The following is an 18,003-nucleotide window of genomic DNA, read 5'->3' on the forward strand; positions in this document are numbered from 1 at the left end:
TTAGTTGGTTAAAACAATTTGATGTTTGTCAATAACTTTTCTTAAATTCATTAATGCGTAGCGCATTCGACCTAATGAGGTATTAATACTAACACCTGTTATTTCAGAGATTTCCTTAAAACTCATATCCTGATACATTCTCATTACTAAAACTTCCTTTTGATCAGCAGGAAGTTCCTCAATAAGTCTTTTAATATCAACTTCTACTTGGTCAGATATGATTTTGTTTTCGATCGTTGGTGAATCATCAGACATAATAGAGAAAATAGAGAACTCTTCGGTTTCACGAAATAGAGGCATCTTTTTGTTTTTTCTAAAATGATCGATAATTAGATTGTGCGCAATGCGCATCACCCAAGGTAAAAATTTACCTTCTTCGTTGTACGATTTAGATTTAAGGGTTTTTATTACTTTTATAAAAGTATCTTGAAATATATCGTTGGATATGTCTCTATCGGCAATTTTTGAATAGATGAAACCATAAATTCTGGATTCATGCCTTTTGATTAAAACGGATAATGATTCTTCATTACCTGCTATATAATCTTGAACCAATAAAGCATCTGGAGTTTGTATATTAGCTATCATAGTAATACTTTTTAGTTTAATGTAAATGGGGTAATTTTCTAAAAAGTAGTTTTTTACTATAGGCTAATTTAATTTTTTGTTATTTTACAATAATCAAATTTAATAAAATATTTATTTTAAACAAGATTTAACAGAAATAAAAAAATATTTTTCACAAATTTTCGTTGCAAAAAATATTTTTTATCTTAAAACTGATTATGATTCGATCTCACTTGCTGAAATTGAAAGATATAACTCCCAATTTAAAAAAACACAACCTATTTATACAAATCTTACTGATAAACTTTGATGTAATCAACTATGAATTCTTGAGGAAATATTGCGTCATTGATTTCTGGTCCACCAAAATTGCCACCAACAGCTACATTAAGTAAAATAAAAAAAGACTTATCATATGGCCATGTACTCGCATTTTTCACGGCAGGATTAAAAGTATAGACTAATTTATGATCTACAAAAAAGTCAATTTTATCTTTAGTCCAATCTATAGCGTAGATATGAAATCCCTCTTCTATATTTTCAATTGTTGTCTTTTTTGTATTGATCGTATTTCCATGGCTATCTTGTGTATGCAACGACGTAAATATAATATTAGGTTCTTTACCAACATACTCAAGAATATCAATCTCACCACATTTTGGCCACCCAACTTGATCTATATTAGATCCTAGCATCCAAAAGGCAGGCCACATTCCCTGCCCTACTGGAATTTTAGCTCTCGCTTCAATGTAGCCATAAGTAAACTCTTGTTTGCCTTTAGTATTAATTCTAGTAGACGTATACTTACCATTATCATTTTTTGCAGTTATGATTAGATTTCCGTCAACTAAATGGTGATTCTCTTTAGTATACAGCTGTGGTTCATTGTTACCCCAACCACAATTAGGACAACCATCACCTTCTTCAAAATTCCAATTGTTTTCGTTTAGATTCTTATGGTTGAACTGTTCTTCCCAAACTAGTTTTTTACCTTTTGGTTGCGCTATAAGGGCAGAGCTTACCATTAAAAAAATCAAATATCTCTTCATTATCTAGTTATTAAGGTACGTAAAATCTTTTTCGAGTGTATCAGCAGAACTACTTCCTACGAATACTTTAAAATCACCATCTTCCGATTCCCACTTACCATTAGCGGTGAAAAATTCTATTGTTTTTTTATTAATTTTAAACACAACCTCTTTCTCTTCGTTAGGTTGTAATTCGATCATTTCAAAGCCCTTCAACTCTTTTACAGGGCGAGTAACAGATGCTATTAAATCTCTAATATAAAGTTGAACCACCTCTTTTCCAGAATATTTTCCAATATTTTTCACGTTCACTGAAACTTCAATTTCACTTTCAGCGTTAAACGTGTTACTACTTAGTTTAAGATTAGAGTACTCAAATTTTGTATAGCTTAATCCATAACCAAAAGGATAAACGGGCGTATTTTTTTCGTCGATATAGTGAGACCAGAAAACACTTTCTGGTTCATTCATTACCGGTCGTCCTGTATTTTTATAATTGTAGTAGAGCGGTAATTGACCTACATTTCTTGGAAAAGTCATTGGTAATTTCCCACTTGGATTATAATCTCCATATAAAACTTGGGCAATAGCATTTCCGCTTTGTGTTCCTAATTGCCATCCTTCAATTATGGCTGGAATATTGTCTGCAGCCCAAGGGATAGTTAATGGTCGGCCGTTATTTAAAACTAAAACCACATTTTTATTAACCATATACACTGCTTCTAACAATTCTTGCTGCACTCCAGGTAAACCAATTTCGGTTCTACTTCTACCTTCTCCAGATTGTAAACCATGTTCTCCTAAAGACATAATTACAACATCAGCGCCTTTTGCAGCAGTGATCGCTTCTGCAAAGCCACTTTTATCTGTCGTATTGATTTTAGTTTCCCATACAAACTCAGTTCTACCAACAGCTACATCAGCCCCTTTAACATAGGTAATTTGGTTTCCTTCGTATTTTTTTAAACCTTCTAAAAGTGAAACTGCTGAATTGTCATCAGCGGCAATTCTCCAGCTTCCTAGCGGGCTTGTTTTATCATTAGCTAGGGCTCCTATCACAACGATTTTTTGACCAGATTTTTTTAATGGAAGTAATTCTTTTTCATTCTTTAGAAGAACAATTGATTTTTTGGCTATATCTAAAACGCCTTCCTGAAAAGCCGCCTTACCTACTGTCTCCCTTTCATAATTTTCATCACAATATAAGTAGGGATTATCAAAAAGGCCTAATTCAAATTTCACTCTTAAAATACGTCTTGCTGCATCATCAATAGTCGCTTCTTTTACTTTTCCTTCCTTTACCAATGTAGCCAAGTACTCTACATACGCACTCGATTCCATATCCATATCTGAGCCCGCATTGATTGCAATCTCTGCAGCCTGTTTACTATCCTTAGCATAACCATGCGCTATCATTTCATTGATCGAACCCCAGTCAGAAACTACGAAACCATCAAATCCCCAATCTCCTTTTAATATTTGTCGCTGCAAATAAGAATTACCTGTTGCCGGGATTCCGTTTAGTTCATTAAACGAGTTCATAAAGGTGCGTACACCCGCATCAGCAGCTGCTTTAAAAGGAGGGAAAATAATATTTTGTAACGTAGACTCTCCCACATCAACCGTATTATAGTCTCGTCCCGATTCAGCAAAAGCATATCCTGCAAAATGCTTAGCGCAGGCCAAAATAGTATTTCTGGCTTTCAAATCGGTGCCTTGAAATCCTTGCACACGCGCTACAGCAATTAAACTTCCTAAATATGGATCCTCACCAGAACCTTCCATAACTCGACCCCATCTCGCGTCTCGAGCCACATCGACCATGGGAGCAAATGTCCAATTTAAACCAACAGCAGCAGCTTCCTCAGCAGCTATTTCTGCAGACTTTTTAATAGCAACAAGATCCCAACTGGCTGCTTCGGCTAACGGAATAGGACTGATTGTTTTATAGCCATGGATTACATCAAATCCAAAAAGTAGTGGAATTCCCAAACGTGTTTCTTCAACAGCGATCTTCTGTAGCGCCTTTACATCCTTAACGCCTTTGACGTTAAGCATCGACCCGACTAATCCTTTTTTTAGATCATCATACTTTTTCGCCGCTTGTCCCTCTTTAGGTGATGGTCCTGTAATTTCCCAAAAACCATTGTATTGATTAAGTTGTCCAATTTTCTCTTCTAATGTCATTAGTTTCATTACTGAATCTACACGGCTTTCTAAAGTGGTCTTTTGTGCAAATGCAACTCGAGGCTGAACAATTTTTTGACTACAACTAATTACAACCAAAGTTGCAACAAAGAAAGAGATAGGTTTTATAAATTTCATCTTCATCTATTTACTTAAATTTTAAAGGTCGAAATGAATTCCGACCTTTAAAAAAAACATTAATATTCTACTATAATTATTGATACACTCTAACATAATCAATCTCCATTGATGATTGGGTAAAAGCTGGATCAATAGCTCCTCCAAAAGTTCCTCCCATTGCCACATTTAGTATAAGAAAGAAATCTTTATTGAAAGGCAAAGAAGCGGTATTTGCTACGGTATGAAACAAAACATCATCTACATAGATTTTTACTGATGCTGGACTCCATATTGTTTTGTAGATATGGAACTGAGATGCAGCATTAGCTATTGTAGTTGTAGCAGTGTTAGCATTCCCTCCAAAGTTACCAGGATAGTGTAGCGAACCATAAATAGTTGTTGGCTGACTTCCTTTGTATTCCATTATATCAATCTCTCCGCAATTTGGCCATGCATTTGTTGCGTAATTCTCACCTAACATCCATATTGCTGGCCAAGTACCGGCTCCAGTTGTTAGCTTTGCTCTAACCTCTACTTTACCATAGGTGAATTCATATTTATTCTCGGTTTTTAACCTTGCTGAAGTGTAGCTTGAACCCACTTTTTTGGCTGTTATTTTTAAGTTCCCACCTGAAACAATTACGTTATCGGCAGCACTTGTATAACTTTGAGACTCACTGTTTCCCCAACCATTATCACCAGTTCCAAGATCATAACTCCATTTAGTTGCGTCTGGTGCTCCATCTACGTTAAACTCATCTGAGAATTTTAAAACAGTATAGTCTGTTGCAGTGGCAGCTTGAGTGGGACGAGTTGTGGTAAAAACTAAATACCACGCCAATGCAACATTGTTAGCTTGCACTAAGCGCGCTACCATTCTATTATCTGTGATAGATAAAATTTCAAATTGTGTCGCTCCCGCATAATAACCCATAAAACCTCCATCAGAAAAATTCATTATTGTTCCTGTAGTAATTCTTGTTTCTGCAGGATTTTTAGAAACCACAGATGTAGAAGGGCTTAATGCAACAATTTTTGTTCCTGTTGTGCTGTATGGTAAACAAGCATCATCTCCGCCATTTACTCCGCCAGCAACACTTTTATAAGAGTTGTGAAAAAATGTATTTCCTTTGTTATCTTGTTTGTATTCTATTCTATCATTAACTAATGAAAATGTATAATCTCCATCATAGAAACAAGAAGTAGCTTTTTCAAAAGGATCTGCTTGATAGTAATTTGCGAAATAATTTTTAGTAGCATCACCATCATTTTGACCAACACCAAGGTGTCCTTTTTCAGATGCGGCTATATACCATTTTTTACCTGTTGCACTACCACCTGTAAGCAACTGCGTAGATTTTTCGTCACTAAAATCGCTAAATACAGTAACATTAATGGTTTGGTTTGTAGCAATACCACCCTTACCATAAGCAACCACTGTTACTGTATACGTATTTACCCCAACGGTTGTAAAACCATGCTCTGCAATTCCTCCAGGTGAATTTTCAGTAACACCATCACCGTAAATGTATTTATACGAAATAGCATCATTAGCTGTACTAGTGAATTTAACAATACCTGAACCATCTCCGTTAGGTAGAGCAGCTGTTTTACCCGTTATTTCAACTGAAACACTTAAGTTCGTCGGGGCACTTAAAGTACCAAAACTTAAATTATCATCCTGACAATTGACCATCAAAAGAAGGGCAAAAACAGATACTAATTTTATTATTATTCTTTTCATCTTTATCTTTTTTTAAAAATTAAGTCTAGTCGATTATAGTGTCCTAGCTATTTTTGGATTCCTTTATTACAATTATTAATTGTGGAAATAAACATTATCAACATACACAGTATTAGCTCCAGAAGGTGCTCCTACCAATATAAATTGAGACATATGAGCTTTTGTAGTTAAGCCTGTAAATGAACTAAGCGGTAAATCTAAACTTACCCAAGAACCTTTTGCTGGCGATGGTATCGTTATTTCATGCTCTGCATCATCTCCTCCTCCAAAATTTCCATCTGGACCAAAATCTACTAGTTTTACTTTAAATTCTGTAAAGTCAGCTGACCATACGTCAAGATGAAAATGCGTCATAGTAGTGGCGTTAATTTGATTTGTTACTGTTTCTATACCAACAAAATCCAGAGCACTATATTTTTTAGTAGCATTTCCGCTAATAGTAACATCTGTCAGAACTGCACTAGACCAAGACGTTCTCCAAGTATCTACAGGAACGTTTGTATAGCTATCACTAAACATGGAAATAACTCTTGACGCCGCCAATGTCGGAACAGGTGCCGCTGTTACTGATCCCGCTAGATTATAAAAGAAAACATTATCGACATACACTGTTGTAGCTCCTGATGGTGCTCCTACAAATATGATTTGTGCAATATGTGAGCGCGTTGTTAAGCCTGTAAAACTGCTTAAAGGAATATCTAAACTTACCCACTCCTCTTTCTCAGGATTAGAAATAGTTATTTCATGTTCTTTGTCATCTCCTCCGCCAAAACTACCGTCTGCACCGAAATCTACTAATTTCACCTTGAACTCAGTCAAATTTGATGACCAAATATCGGCATGGAAAAATGTCATTGTTGAAGCATTGATAGGAGTTGTGGTAGCTTCGATACCAACAAAATTCAAATTGCTATACTTTTTAGCGTTATTTCCAGTAATATCAATATCAGCTAAATCAGCTTGTGACCATGATGTTCTCCATGTATCAACAGTAACATTTGTATAGCTATCGCTAAAAAGTGAAATAACATTAGCTGCTGGTATCGTTGGTACTGGAGCAGCAAACAAATTTGTGATAACTACACTTTGAGTACTTTGCACTGTAGCAGCACCACCACTCAAAGCCACTATTCGAACTTGGTATGTTCCCGGTATAGCATAGGTATGTGTTTTCACTTCACCTTCCATGAAGTCTACAGGAACTTCATTTACCACATCACCATAATAAACTTGAAAAAATGTTTCCAAATCTGCTTTTGCACTAACTTCAATAGAAAGATTGCTTCCAATTGTAATTGTAGGAACAAAATTAATAGGCGCTAAAAATGAAACAGTAACCACTTGAGTACTCTCTGTTTTTTTACCGTTTAAAGTAGTTGCAACAATTTTTGCTTGATACACACCTTCTTTATATTTATGTGTAACTGTGCTTCCCGGACTAACGAAAGCAGGAGCAGCAGTACCATCACCAAAAGTAATTTCATATTGAGAAACTCCCTCACCTCTAGGCAAGAAAGTAACATTACCAGTATTATCTTGCGTAACAGTTGTTAAGGCAGATATATTCGTAGGCGCTCCTAAAGCATCTACATCAAGTAAATCATTCTCTGCTGAGCAGCTAGATAGAACTGCTACAAATAGAAGGATTGCTATATATTTTATATTTTTCATAATAGTATGGTTATATTAATATCCAGGGTTTTGAGTCCAATTTCCAGCTGCGAATTGAATTTCTTCGATAGGAATTGGGAATAACTCGTTTCTGTTAGCCTTAAAATTTGGAATTTCTTGCAATGCTTTTCCTGTTCGAACTAAGTCAAAGAAACGGAAACCTTCACCTGCTAATTCAACTCGTCTTTCAGCTTGGATAAAATCAGCTAAAGCAGCTCCTGAAGCTGTAATATTGTGATCATTATCTCCAAAAGCTCTCGCTCTAACTTCATTCAAATATCTTCGTGCTAAAGCGTCATTAACCGCTGTACTTTTATTGTGTGCCTCAGCAGCCATCAATAGTACATCTGCATAGCGAATCGCTCTATAGTTGTTAGGGCTAGTTAATTTTACATCACCCGCTGCTTCTGGCCTTCTTGTTCTAGGTATATACTTTCTATTAAAAAAACCAGTATCTTGATTTTGTTTCGTGTAACTTGTACCTGGATTTTGAGCAATCCAAGCTACCATATCTAATATAGTTACTGCTTTTCTAGAATCCCCAGCTTCAAATGCGCTAACAATTTTAGGCGTAGGCAAGTTAAAGTTATTCCCATCTGCAAAGGTAGGACCTACATATCCAAAAGGACCTGCAAAACCAACAGCTACATTCCCTTCACTTGCTTGTAAAGCGCCATAACTAGCTCCTTCAACATCAGTATATTGTACTTCAAAAACAGACTCAGGTCCGTTTTCACCAGCGTCTTCAAAAATACTTCCAAAAGGAGTTAATCCACTGCTAATTTGTTGTGGTGTCAAATTAGCCGTTGTTACTAAACGGTAGTTACCCGTTGCGATTAATTTATCAAAAGTCGCAGCCGCTAAATCATATTTTTTATCGTATAAATAGGCTTTCCCTAACAGAGCTAGAGCTGCACCACTTGTTGCTCTACCCTTTTGAGAAGCAATTGGAGATAAATTTGCAGAAGCGTAAATTAAATCATTTTGAATTGAAGTGTAAACCTCAGCTATTGAAGAGCGAGGAATCGATTTTTCGTCTCCTGGAGTGAAACGAACATCACCTTTAATTGGGATTCCACCAAACCATTTCACTAATTCAAAGTGATAATAAGCTCGTAGAAAACGTGCTTCGGCAATTATTTGGTTTTTTCCTTGAAAATCAGTTTTATCTTTGAACTCCAAAATATAATTAGCTCTTTGAACTCCTGCAAACATCCAATCCCAAAGCTGTTTCAAATTTGCATTTACGGGGCTGTGCGTCATCTGATCAATTTGTTGGTAACCGGGAACATCCGTTGGGCTATTACCTCCAGCAAACGTATTGTCAGAAGCAATTTCTCCCATTAGGACATTAATAAAAGTTGATTGCAACATATCGTAAGCTGCAATTAATGCACTATCATAATCTGATTTTGAGTTAAAGTAATTCTCTGAATCAATCGAATATTCAACTGGACGATCAATGAAATCGTCACTACAAGAAATCATCACAGTAGAAAATACCGTAATCATCAATAGGGTAATTAATAAATATTTTTTCATTTTTGTTTGAATTAAAAATTAATGTTTAGACCTAACATATATGTTCTTGGAATAGGGTAGAAACCATAATCAATTCCTCCACCAATTGGAGCTCCATTAGAAGCACCTGGGTCAAAACCTTTGTACTTTGTAAAAGTGTAAAGGTTATTCACTCCCGCATAAAGGCGTACTTTACTAATTCCCATTTTTTCAATATACCTTGGGTTTAAAGTATATCCTAATTGAATATTTTGAATTCTTACATAAGATGCATCTTCAACAAAATAATCCGAAAACAATTTATTGCTAGTAGCGGCTGTAGTTACACGCGGTACACTAGTACTAGTACCTTCTCCCGTCCATCTTCCTAAAACATAATTCAACCTATTAGCATCGGGAGCAATACTTTCGTAATTACGAACCATATTATTTCCTAAAGAGGCAAACGTGTACATAGAGAAATCTAGAGCTTTGTAATTAAACTGCATATTAAAACCCATGGTGGCGGTAGGAATTGGATCTCCAATATCTGTTCTGTCATCAAAGTCAATTTTTCCATCCTCATTTACATCGACGAATCTAATATCTCCCGGAGATGCAGCTACACCCAACGCTAATTGAGATGGAGCATCATTTACTTCTTGTTGATTCTGAAAAACACCATCGGTTTTCAAACCATAAAAATATCCTATCGAATGGCCTACTTGCATTCTAGATGGGGCTAATTGCCCTATTCCAAATGATCCACCCTCGATAAAAGGAGTTCCCATTTGTGTCACTTCGTTTCGCAATAATGTAACATTGTACCCCAATGTCATATTAAAATCTTCAGAAAACTTGTTGCTGAAATTAGCTGAAAACTCGATACCTTCATTTCTAACAGTTCCTGCATTTATAGTTGGATTAGATGCACCAGGAGCTTGTCCTCCTGATATACCTGAAACTGGAATACCTGGAATTAATAAATCAGTACGAGTATCGATAAAATAATCGGCAACTAGTGTTAGCTTATTGTTGAACAAATTCATATCTAAACCAATATCAAATTTCTTAGCCTCTTCCCATTTAAGATTTGGATTGGGTATTTGACCACTTGCTCTACCGTTTACTAGCGTTCCATCAAATACATAAGTAGCTTCGCCAGTTAATTGTGAGATGTATCCGTTATTAGGAATAGCATCATTACCAACAATACCATAACTACCTCTTAATTTCAAGAAATTCACAACAGATGATTCTCCAAAAAATCCTTCATCAGATATAATCCAACCAGCAGTAACTGATGGAAAATAGCCAAATTTATTACCTGGACCAAATTTAGTAGAACCGTCACGACGTATCATTCCCGATAATAAATATTTACCTTTATAGTCGTATTGCAATCTTCCAAAATAGGAAAGTCTTCTTTCATCATATACATACGATCCTACAGGTATCGTTCCTACTGCAGGCGCTCCATTTGCCAATGCTATATCAGCAAAGTCCCATGAATTGTTTGGTACATCAAAACCTGTAGCAAATAAACCATTTCCGTATTCTTTAAAGATTGTGTTACCAATTACACCAACAAATTTGTGGTTTTCTGCAACCGTTTTAGTGTATGTTGCAAATAAGTCAAATGAATAATTATTATCGTTTACAGCATTTTGAGAAACAGAGCTTCTTGTAGTATTAAATACTTTACCACTACCGTAATCAAGTAAGGCAGAAAAAGATTTACCCTCACTATTTGCTGTTTTAAAACCAATCGAGCTACTTAAGACAAAGGCGGGCGTAAACTTGTAATCAAGTCCAAAATTCCCACTTATTTGCTTGAAGTTAAATTCATTATACGTATTTGCAATTTGAGCTAATGGATTGATCATTTCATTTCCTAATGAACCTCCAGGAAATTGCGTAAAGTTACCTGCTGTATCATACGGAGCAATATTAGAAGGAGCATTTACCGCATTTAATAGTACCGATGCATTACCATTTTCTGGTAAAGTCTTTCTATCAAAATAGGTGTAGATAACATTTGTTTTTAACTTTAATTTATCAGTAACGTCAGCACCTAATGATACTCTTGCTGTATTTCTTAAAAACCCTGATTTTGCTTTCCCTACAATACCTTCTTGATCAAGGTGAGAACCACTAACAGAATAGGTTATTTTATCTGAACCTCCTGAAAAAGTTAGATCATGACTAATAATTGGAACACCTGTACTTAAGGTTTGATCCTGCCAGTTTGTTCCTTTCCCTAATCCACTTACATTTGGATAAGGAATAGCGCTACCGCTATTAGCGTAGCTTTCATTTAATAGTAAAGCGTATTCAGTTGCATTTAACGTTGGTAAAGTGCGAGAAGTTTCTTGAAAACCAACATACGAATTATATGCAATTTTGCCCTTAGAGTTCTTCTTACCTGTTTTAGTAGTTACCAAGATCACTCCATTTGCAGCTGCCGAACCATAAATGGCAGCTTGTGCATCTTTCAAAACGGTAATAGTTTCGACGTCATTAGGATTTAGTAATCCCAACTCGCCAATATATCCGTCTATAATAGTCAGCGGTTTTGCATCACCATTAGTTGCTATACCTCTAATACGAATATCAAGAGCTGCTCCAGGGGAACCTGACTGCGATGTTACATTGACACCTGAGACAGTTCCTTGTAAAGCTTGCTCGATTCTAACAGGCTTTAAAACTTCTAGTGTTTTGCTATCTACGATAGAAACAGCACCGGTAACTTCTTTCTTTTTTTGACTACCATATCCAATCACAACTACTTCATCTAGCAATTTTGAATCCTCAATCAAAACAATAGACAATGAACTATTTGCAGATACTACTTTATATTCAAGATTTTTATAACCTATATAAGAAAACACCAACGTAGCCCCAGTTGAAACGTTTTTCAAAGAAAAACGACCATCAATATCTGACGCTGTATTAGCAGTTCCATTTTTAACTTGAATATTTACTCCTGGTATAGGTAAACCAGAACCTGTTTCTTTAACAACTCCTCCTACCTCTACTCCTTGCGCGAAACTCAAAGAGGAAAGAAAGAGGAACAGAATCAATAGATAGTTTGTCTTCATAATTTTGTTTTTAGTGAATTGTAAATTTAAAAGAGACAAATGAATATAACTTAAAAATAACCTCAACAAAAAACATACAATGCAAAAAAAAATTATAATTATTAAAGATACCTTAAAGAATCAGTATAAATCACAACTTAATCAGTAGTTATGACTACTTAATTAAAAGAGAAAACCACAACAATAACGTTAATGTTGTGGTAATGTATAGTTTTTAAAGCTGATTTTAGGTGTAACTATACAGCTAAAATGTATTCTGTAAGTCCTTGTTCATGCGATAATTCCATTTTTTTCCTCAATCGGTATCTTTTTATTTCTACACTACGTACTGAAATATTTAGAAGCGGAGCAATTTCTTTTGAAGTTAAATTTAATCTGAGGTAGGCACATAAACGTAAATCATTAGAGGTTAACGTAGGGTGAAGACTCTTTATTTTCTTAAAAAACTCTTTATCCGTATTTTCAAAAGCTTCTTTAAAAATAGTCCAAGAATCTTTACCAGTTATGTTTTTATTGATTGTGCTTATTACTGTTTTGATACTTCGGTTATCATCGGCATTAGTCTTTTTCAAATCGGCTTTAATGAACTCTAGCAATTCATTCTTACCATGTAAACTCATCGTCGAAGCAGCAAGCTCTTTATTAATCGTATCAACATCTTGAGATAGCTGTTCGTTTCTCATTCGCATCATCTGCTGCTCATTTTCTAACTCTTTAATTTCAAGTAGCAAATTATTTTCTTCAATAAGCTTTTCTTTTTGTCTTTGATAATATCTGTTATAATAACCATGACCAAATCGGATTAGAAATACCGCTATCACAAAATAAATTACCATGGCCAAAGTAGTAAAATACCATGGTTTAAGAATTGAAAATTCATAAACTGCGTTGCTATCTAGATTAGAATTAGCAAACTTGGCTTTTACTCTAAAAACGTAATCGCCTGATGGTAAATTTTTAAAACTTACTGATGCCTTGCTATTCCAATCTGTCCACTGATTTTGAAAACCTTCCAAAATATATTGATATTCGACTGTGATATACTTATTGTATTCTGGCACACTGTAAAATATATTTATATTATTTTCTTGATAGTTAAAGCTCCCTTTTTCATTTATGGCATTACTACTACTTTCCCCATCCAAGAAATTGGAAGTTACACTATTGATTAAAACCTTATAATTCTTGAATACTAAATCATTGATATTCATTAAATAATACCCATCAGTAGTACCAAAAAAATAAGTAAATGGCGATAATTGCGTAATATTTTCATACCCTAGCATAGAATTAGTCAGAGATACGGGAATAGGAATACTGTTTTTTTTGAGCTGATCACTAAATTTAGTTGCTGAATAATAGTTAATATAGTTTTTTGAAAATAACCATATTTTATTGGAGTCATCAACAATCATTTTGCCAGATGTGTATTGATCTTTTTCGAAAACGGAACTTAGTACAACATCTTTTTCAAAAAGCTTTGACTTTTCGTTCAATTTAAAAACACCTCCTTTAAAGGCATAGTAAATTGAATTATTAAATTTGACTAAACTTGCATTTTTTCCTTTTGTAGGATTTTCATAGGTACTATATTTTAAAGCTCTTTGTAATGATTTATCTACTGGAACCCTAAACACTCCCTTGTATTCATGACTTACAAAAATTTCAGAATTATTAGTTATTTCTATGTACCTGGATGAATAATCAAACCCCTTAATTTTATTTCTAAACCGCCATTGATTACCTACTTTTTCGAGGACTGAAATACCATAATAATTCCCCTGCAGAAGTAAGTTGCTGTTACCTGGCACCGAAGTAAATTTCCAAGTACCAGAATCAGAGAAAATATTCAATGCAAGTCCTTTTGAGATAACAAAGGTTCCTTTATCGTGACCACAAAAAAGAATACCATCATAGCTAAAAATAGACCAAACTTGACCCTTTGTGCCTTTAATGAACTGAAATGGCTCATTACTCTTGTACTTTTTGTAGAATAAACCTTGATTAGTTCCAACATACAAATTACCTTCAAACAGTTTAGAAGTATAAACCGTTCCTAAATCTCCCGAATTATCAACAAAACTTTGAATAGGAGATTGCATATTAATACAAGTGATTCCATTATCGAGTCCTACCCATAGATTTTTCTCAAAATCCTCAAATAAAGACAAAGCAGTATTATTACTTAAACCTTTACGTTGGGTTATATGATATTTTTTATTTCCCTCTTTGGTTAAGACGTAGATACCATTGGAAACCGTTCCTACAGCGTAGTGGTCATTTGATAGTGCTTCACAACTATATACACTCCCGTCTTCTAATTCCGAATCAATTTCAGTATTAAATTTAGATAACGTTGGACCGTTTATCTGGTAAAACCCGGCTGTTTGGGTGGAGATTATTAAACCTTCGTCTCTAAAAAACATATTAACGATATGACTTTTTCGCAAAACCGGATGTGCAGATACTAGTTTACTCCTACCCCCTTCTATCTCATACAATCCTTGATTAATTACTTGATAGTAGATACCATTGCTGGTACTGAATGATTTCACAATAGGTGCCGAAGGAGTTATAATTTTAAAAGTTCTTTTTTTTGTATCGTAAATGTAAATTCTGTTTAAGGACTGAAAAACAATCCAACTATCATAAGCAATAATATTCCAAAACTGTTCATCATCTAATAAAGTAGAACGTATCGCATTACTCAAAGAATGATACTGTAATAAGCCGTTGCTTTTACGATTCCAGTATCCAAACTCCATGTAGCTTCCAGTATAGATCCGGTCACCAATAACTTTTACAGAACGAAGGATTGTTTCATTGGGTGAGGGATACAACTTCCAGTAGGAGCCATTGAATTCCAATAAACCGTCGTTATTTGCAAAGTAGAGAAACTGATTTTGATCTTGTCCAATCATCCAATTCTGATTACCAGCACCGTAGGTAATTGGCGTATAGTTAACTATCGGTGGTAAATCTTGTGAAAAACCGTTAACAAAAAAAATAAAAAATAGTACGATTAATTTTGCTTTCAAGTTGAGCTGTTTAAAAGTGGTTCCTCCCACAAATTTAAGCTTAAATTGTGTAGCGAAAAAATAATAATAAAGAATACTATGTCTAAAGGAGTGATACGTTTTTCAAATTAAAAAGCTTCACCTTAACAGTTTTATGATTTGTTCATCCTTACTTCTCTGCTCAAAAATGATTACTTTTGTAAAAATCCATTATTTTTTATGCAAAGCGACTTTTCAAAAATAGATCCAAAAAAAAATATAATTATAAAAGGGGCTCAAGTCCACAATTTAAAGAATGTTGATGTTGTTATTCCAAGAAATAAACTTGTAGTAATAACTGGACTTTCGGGCTCAGGAAAATCGAGTTTAGCGTTTGATACGCTCTATGCAGAGGGTCAACGTCGTTATGTAGAAAGCCTATCCTCGTATGCTCGACAATTTCTTGGTCGTTTAGACAAACCCAAAGTAGAATACATTAAAGGTATAGCTCCTGCCATTGCTATTGAGCAAAAAGTAAATACGACTAACGCGAGATCAACTGTAGGAACTTCTACAGAGATTTATGATTATATGAAACTTCTATTCGCCCGAGTTGGAAGAACGTTTTCTCCGATTTCAGGAAAAGAAGTAAAGAAAAACACCGTTACTGATGTTGTCGCTGATGTAAAAAATTTAGAATTAGAAAGCAAATGGCTTTTACTTGCTCCTATTCACTTAGAGAAAGGGCGCAAGTTCGAAGACAAGCTAAAAGTATTATTACAACAAGGTTTTTCAAGGATTCTTGTGGGAGACAAAATGATTCGTTTAGATGAAATTGAACAGCACAAACTAGATCCTAAAAAAACGACATTAATCATCGATCGAATTGTTGTTAAAGAAGAGGAGGAGTTTTACAATAGACTAGCTGATGCAGTACAAACCGCATTTTATGAAGGAAAAGGTATTTGTTACTTGCAAGAATTGAATTCAGTAAAACGATTTGAATATTCTAATAATTTTGAATTAGATGGTATTGCTTTTTTAGAACCCAATGTTCATTTGTTTAGTTTTAACAATCCTTATGGAGCCTGCCCCGTTTGTGAAGGTTATGGTAATATCATTGGTATTGACAGCGAACTTGTGATCCCCAACACTACCTTATCAATATATGAAAATGCAATTTTTCCGTGGCGAGGCGACAGCATGGGGTGGTTTAGAGACGAATTAGTAAATAATGCTTACAAGTTTGACTTCCCTATTCACAAACCATTCTATGAGCTATCTGATACTCAAAAAGAACTCATTTGGACAGGAAACAGCTACTTTCAAGGATTAAATGACTTTTTTAAGGAACTTGAAGAAAAAAATTATAAAATACAAAACCGAGTTATGCTTTCTCGTTATCGCGGTAAAACAAAATGCCATTCTTGCAAAGGAAAACGTTTACGAGTAGAAGCATCGTATGTGAAAATAAATTCAAAAACAGTTTCAGAACTTGTCGATTTACCTATTAAACATCTAGTTACTTTTTTTAAGAATTTAGAATTAGACGAATATGAAAATCAAATCGCAAAACGTTTATTAGTTGAAATAAACAACCGGTTATCCTTCTTGACTGAGGTTGGTTTGGACTACTTGACTTTAAATAGGAATTCTGCATCCTTGTCTGGAGGTGAATCGCAACGTATTAATTTAGCAACCTCTTTAGGGAGTAGTTTAGTAGGATCGATGTACATCCTTGATGAACCCAGTATTGGTTTGCACCCTAAGGATACGGAACGTTTAATCAAAGTATTGTTATCTCTTCGTGACTTAGGAAATACGGTAATCGTAGTTGAACATGATGAGGATATTATGAAAGCTGCAGACATGATTATCGATATTGGACCAGAAGCAGGAACTTTTGGTGGTAATTTAGTTGCTCAAGGCACTTACGAAGAAATTTTAAAATGTGATTCACTAACTGCAAAATACCTTAATGGCGAAGAAAAAATCGCTGTACCTAAAAAACGCAGAAAGTATAAGAACTTTGTTGAAATAAAAGGAGCTCGAGAAAACAACCTTCAAAATATAGATGTTCTTTTCCCGCTGGATGTTTTAACTGTAATCACCGGAGTATCTGGTAGTGGGAAGAGTACGCTTATAAAGAAAATTCTTTTTCCTGCCATGCAAAAAAAGCTTGAGAACGTTGGAGAAAAAGCAGGTCAGTTTACTGAAATATCAGGATCTTATTCGCAAATAAAACATATTGAGTATGTAGATCAAAATCCTATTGGGCGTAGCTCACGTTCAAACCCAGTTACTTATATAAAAGCCTACGACGATATAAGAGACTTATTTTCCAAAGAAAAATTATCGCAAATAAGAGGATACCAAGCCAAGCACTTTTCTTTTAATGTTGATGGTGGCCGCTGCGAAACATGCAAAGGAGAGGGTTCTATTAACGTAGAGATGGTTTTCATGGCAGATGTACAATTGCCTTGCGAAACTTGCCATGGGAAACGATTTAAAAAAGAAGTATTAGAGGTTACCTTTCACGACAAAAGCATACATGACGTCCTTACAATGACGATTGATGACGCAGTATCTTTTTTTGAAACTAATAAACAAGCCAAAATAACCCAAAAACTAAAACCGTTACAAGATGTTGGTTTAGGATATGTACAATTGGGACAGTCTTCTTCTACCTTATCTGGTGGAGAAGCACAACGTATTAAACTTGCCTCTTTCTTAGTGAAAGGCGCTACTAAGGATAAAGCACTTTTTGTGTTTGATGAACCTACCACGGGTTTACATTTTCATGACATTAAAAAACTATTGGCTTCATTTGATGCATTAATTGAGAAAGGACACTCTATCTTGGTAATAGAGCATAATCTTGATTTAATAAAGTGTGGGGATTGGATTATTGACTTAGGGCCGGAGGGAGGAGAAAATGGCGGACAATTACTAGCAGTAGGAACTCCAGAAGAAATCGCTAAAAATAAAAAATCAATTACAGGAGCATACTTAAAAGCTGTACTATAAAAAAAGAAGCAGAAAAATAGATGCTATTTTTCTGCTTTCTTCAAAAAACTAGGTTCAAATTA

The 18,003-nt window shown here is 34.8% G+C and carries 9 protein-coding genes; 1 reads left to right on the forward strand and 8 read right to left on the reverse strand.

Features of this window, described 5'->3' with window-relative positions; all coding sequences use genetic code 11:
* From H8R22_RS06445 to H8R22_RS06480, 8 genes are all read right to left on the reverse strand, one after another.
* Positions 1–588: an RNA polymerase sigma factor gene (locus tag H8R22_RS06445; RefSeq protein ID WP_222616902.1), complete on the reverse strand. Its 588-nt coding sequence runs from the start codon at positions 586–588 to the stop codon at positions 1–3.
* 272 nt (positions 589–860) lie between these two features.
* On the reverse strand, positions 861–1,616 hold the full coding sequence (locus H8R22_RS06450; RefSeq protein ID WP_187009637.1) for a glycoside hydrolase family 16 protein: 756 nt from the start codon (positions 1,614–1,616) through the stop codon (positions 861–863).
* Between the two features lie 3 nt (positions 1,617–1,619).
* Entirely contained in the window at positions 1,620–3,920 is a 2,301-nt protein-coding gene (bglX, locus tag H8R22_RS06455; protein ID WP_394368134.1) for a beta-glucosidase BglX, read from the reverse strand.
* Positions 3,921–3,996: 76 nt separating this feature from the next.
* Positions 3,997–5,646: a family 16 glycosylhydrolase gene (locus tag H8R22_RS06460; RefSeq protein ID WP_187009639.1), complete on the reverse strand. Its 1,650-nt coding sequence runs from the start codon at positions 5,644–5,646 to the stop codon at positions 3,997–3,999.
* A 75-nt stretch (positions 5,647–5,721) separates the two neighbouring features.
* Complete coding sequence (locus H8R22_RS06465) at positions 5,722–7,317, reverse strand: hypothetical protein (protein WP_187009640.1); 1,596 nt, start codon at positions 7,315–7,317, stop codon at positions 5,722–5,724.
* Positions 7,318–7,332: 15 nt separating this feature from the next.
* The gene (locus H8R22_RS06470; RefSeq protein WP_187009641.1) at positions 7,333–8,859 is read right to left on the reverse strand and encodes a RagB/SusD family nutrient uptake outer membrane protein; all 1,527 of its coding nucleotides are present in this window, start codon (positions 8,857–8,859) and stop codon (positions 7,333–7,335) included.
* An 11-nt stretch (positions 8,860–8,870) separates the two neighbouring features.
* The gene (locus H8R22_RS06475; protein ID WP_187009642.1) at positions 8,871–11,918 is read right to left on the reverse strand and encodes a SusC/RagA family TonB-linked outer membrane protein; all 3,048 of its coding nucleotides are present in this window, start codon (positions 11,916–11,918) and stop codon (positions 8,871–8,873) included.
* 236 nt (positions 11,919–12,154) lie between these two features.
* On the reverse strand, positions 12,155–14,956 hold the full coding sequence (locus H8R22_RS06480) for a triple tyrosine motif-containing protein (RefSeq protein ID WP_317171736.1): 2,802 nt from the start codon (positions 14,954–14,956) through the stop codon (positions 12,155–12,157).
* A gap of 198 nt (positions 14,957–15,154) precedes the next feature.
* Between H8R22_RS06480 and uvrA the strand changes: the two genes are divergently transcribed.
* Positions 15,155–17,941 carry an excinuclease ABC subunit UvrA gene (gene uvrA / locus H8R22_RS06485; RefSeq protein ID WP_187009643.1) on the forward strand — a complete coding sequence of 929 codons (2,787 nt, stop codon included), beginning with the start codon at positions 15,155–15,157 and terminating at the stop codon, positions 17,939–17,941.
* Positions 17,942–18,003: the final 62 nt, after the last annotated feature.

Source organism: Flavobacterium kayseriense, assembly GCF_014305095.1.
In the GTDB taxonomy this organism is placed as follows: Bacteria; Bacteroidota; Bacteroidia; order Flavobacteriales; family Flavobacteriaceae; genus Flavobacterium; species Flavobacterium kayseriense.

Coding starts and splice junctions, on each gene's coding strand:
- H8R22_RS06445 (WP_222616902.1), bottom strand. CDS start 588: ATGATAGCTAATATACAAACTCCAGATGCTTTATTGGTTCAAGATTAT.
- H8R22_RS06450 (WP_187009637.1), bottom strand. CDS start 1,616: ATGAAGAGATATTTGATTTTTTTAATGGTAAGCTCTGCCCTTATAGCG.
- bglX (WP_394368134.1), bottom strand. CDS start 3,920: ATGAAATTTATAAAACCTATCTCTTTCTTTGTTGCAACTTTGGTTGTA.
- H8R22_RS06460 (WP_187009639.1), bottom strand. CDS start 5,646: ATGAAAAGAATAATAATAAAATTAGTATCTGTTTTTGCCCTTCTTTTG.
- H8R22_RS06465 (WP_187009640.1), bottom strand. CDS start 7,317: ATGAAAAATATAAAATATATAGCAATCCTTCTATTTGTAGCAGTTCTA.
- H8R22_RS06470 (WP_187009641.1), bottom strand. CDS start 8,859: ATGAAAAAATATTTATTAATTACCCTATTGATGATTACGGTATTTTCT.
- H8R22_RS06475 (WP_187009642.1), bottom strand. CDS start 11,918: ATGAAGACAAACTATCTATTGATTCTGTTCCTCTTTCTTTCCTCTTTG.
- uvrA (WP_187009643.1), top strand. CDS start 15,155: ATGCAAAGCGACTTTTCAAAAATAGATCCAAAAAAAAATATAATTATA.